The sequence below is a fragment of the Streptomyces sp. NPDC058955 genome (assembly GCF_042741435.1).
In the GTDB taxonomy this organism is placed as follows: Bacteria; Actinomycetota; Actinomycetes; order Streptomycetales; family Streptomycetaceae; genus Streptomyces.
Map to the genome: position 1 here is coordinate 1 of NZ_JBHYKM010000235.1, position 2,908 is coordinate 2,908.

The 2,908-nt window shown below is 80.6% G+C and carries 1 protein-coding gene; it reads left to right on the plus strand.

Annotated features, from left to right (window positions below):
* Window positions 1-131 precede the first annotated feature (131 nt).
* Window positions 132-2,908: AAA family ATPase (locus tag ACFW1I_RS38250; RefSeq protein WP_384678757.1), on the plus strand; the 2,777-nt coding region annotated here is incomplete at its 3' end.

Sequence of the window (2,908 nt, forward strand, 5' to 3'; positions counted from 1 at the left end):
GCCCCCCACCGGGCGGGCCGGGCCGCCGGACGCGCCGCGCCGCCACCGGGCCGGGCCGCCGCACGCGCCGCGCGCAAGGCCCCGGGGGCCACGGGCCGCTCTCAGCCGGCTTGGCTAAAGTGGCCCCCCTCATGAACGTGGCACGACGGGACGAGGACGCCCGGCAGAACGACGACCGCACGCCCCCGCTCCTGCGGCTGCGCCTGTTCGGCGGCTTCCGGGCGGAGCGGGACGGCGGCCCCGGACTGCCCGGCCGCTGGCCCCGCCCCAGCGCCCGCACGCTGGTGAAACTGCTCGCCGTCGTGCCCGGACACAGCCTCCACCGCGAACAGGTGCAGGAGATCTGCTGGCCGAACGCCACCCCGCAGGCCGCCGCCAGCAGCCTGCGGGTCGCCCTGCACGCCGCCCGGCACGCCCTGGAACCCGAGATCGCCCCGCGCGCCGCCTCCTCGTACCTCCTCTCGGACGGCACGCTGCTGCGGCTCGACCCGCGGCGGGTCCGGATCGACGCCGACGAGGCCGAGCGGCTCTCGCTCGCGGCGCTCGCCGGAACCGACGGCGACGGCCCGCCCGCCGACCCGCTGGTGGCGGCGCTCGCCGCGTACGACGGCGAGCTGCTCCCCGAGGACCGGTACGCCCCCTGGGCCGAACGGCGCCGCGCCGAACTCGCCGCGCTGCGGCTGCGCGTCCTGCTCGCCCTCGCCGAACGGCGGCTGGTCGACGGGGCGTACGAGGAGGCGTCCGCCGCCGCCGGCCAGGTCCTCGCGGAGACGCCCGCCGAGGAGCGCGCCCACCAGCTGCTCATGACGGCCTCGCTGGAGCAGGGGCTGCGGGCCCGGGCGGTGCACCAGTACGAGCGGTGCCGGGCCGCCCTCGCCGGAGAGCTCGGCATCGCACCCGCCCCGGAGACCGAGCGGCTGCGGCGGCTGGCCGTCCGCGCCGACCCGGGCCCCCGGGCCCGGCCCCGCACCGGCGCGGGCGCCGACGCCGGAGCCGGCGCAGGTTCCCGCGCAGGTGCCGGCGTAGGTGCCGGCGTAGGTGCCGGCGTAGGCGAAACGATCCTTCCGTCCGCCGTACGGACCCTGGCGAGCGGCACCCTGCACGGCCGCGACGCGCTGCTGCGGACCGTCGTCACCGCCACCGGGCACCCGGTGCTCCTCCTCGTCGGCGAGGCGGGCATCGGCAAGACCCGGCTGGCCGCGCAGGCCGCCCGCCGCCTCGCGGGCTCCGGCGCCACCGTGCTCTGGGGCGCCGCGCACGAGGCCGAAGGACCCACGCCGTACGGCCCGTTCGTCGAGGCCCTGGACGGCTGGCTGGCCCGTCGCCCCCGGTCCGACCGGACGCGGATCGGGACCCTGTGCCCGGAACTCGTCCCCCTCCTGCCCTCGCTCGACCGGCCGGCCGGCGGCGCGCCCCGACGGCCCGCCGGGGCGGCGGACGACGGCGAGGCCCGCGCCCGGCTCTTCCACGGCGTGGAGCGCCTGCTGACGGAGATCGGCGGGGACGGCGGGCTCGTCGTGGTCCTCGACGACCTGCACGCCGCCGACGCCGGTACGCACCACCTCCTCGCGCGGCTGGCGCGGCGGTTCGCGGCGGCCGGCGACGGCTCCCGGTGCCGCTTCCTCGTGACGCTCCGCGACGACGAACCCCTCCCCGAGGCGGACCGGCTGCGGGTGGACGGGCTGGTCCGCGCCGGGCTCGCCGCCCGTCTCGCCGTACCGCCGCTGAGCAGGCGGGACGCGCTCGCCCTGGTCCGCGAGGCGCGGGCGCCGCTGGGGCGCGGGACCGGCGACCGGGAGGCCGAGCGGGAGTTCGACCGGGTGTGGCGGCTCTCCCTCGGCAACCCCCTCTTCACCGTCGAACTCGCGCGCGCGGGCGCGGCGGACGGCGACGCGAGCACCATGGACCGGGGCGGCGACGAGCGGGGCGACGACGAGCGGGGCGACGCCCCCGAGGGCGTCCGGCAGCTCGTCGCCCGGCGGCTGCTGCGGCTCGACCCCCGGGCCCGGCGGATGGCCGAGGTCGTCGCCGCCGCCGGAGGGACCGCGCCGCTCGCCGAGGTCCTCGACATCGCCCGGACCGGCGTCCACCCGCCGCTGCCGCCGGCGGAGGCCACGGCCGCCCTCGAAGAGGCCGTCGCCGCATCGCTCCTGACCGAGCGTCAGGTGACGGTGGCGGGCCGGAACGTCACCGGGCTCGCCTTCCGCCACCCCCTGCTGCGGCTCACCTGCTACGGGCTCCTCACCCGGCTGCGCCGCCTCGGTCTGCACGCCGCCTGGAGCGACGCCCTCCTCCGCCACCGGCCCGACGACGTGGACGCGCTGGCCTGGCACCTGCTGCGCGCCGAGGACCCCCGGGCCTCGGAGTACCTGCGCCGGGCGGCGGAACGCGCGGCGGCCCTGTACGCGAACGAGGACGCGGACGCGTACTACCGCCGGCTGACCCCGCTCGTCGCCGCCGACCCGGCCCGGGCGGCGGAGGTGGGCCTGGACCACGGCGCCCTGCTCCAGCGGATGTCCCGCGTCGAGGACGCCACCGGCGTGCTGTACGCGGCGCTGGACGCGGCCGACCGGGCCGGGGCCGGGTCCACCGCCGTGGCGGTCACCGCCCGGCTCGCCGAGGCCCTGATCAGGGCGGGCCGGCAGGACGAGGCGCGCCGGGCGCTCGACGCCCGCCGGCCGGGCCCGGCGACCCCGCCGGACGCGGTGGCCGCCCACCGCCTGGCCACCGCCATCCTCCCCGTCGTCGCGGGGCGGCACACCGAGGCCGCCGAGGCGGCGGACGGGTCCGCCGCGGTCGCCGCGCGGCTGCCCGGCCGGGAGGGCGCCCGGGCGCGGGGCCCGCCCGGGGGGCCGCGCGCCCCCACCCCCCCCCCCCCCCCCCCGCGAGGGGGGGGCCCCGCCGGCCC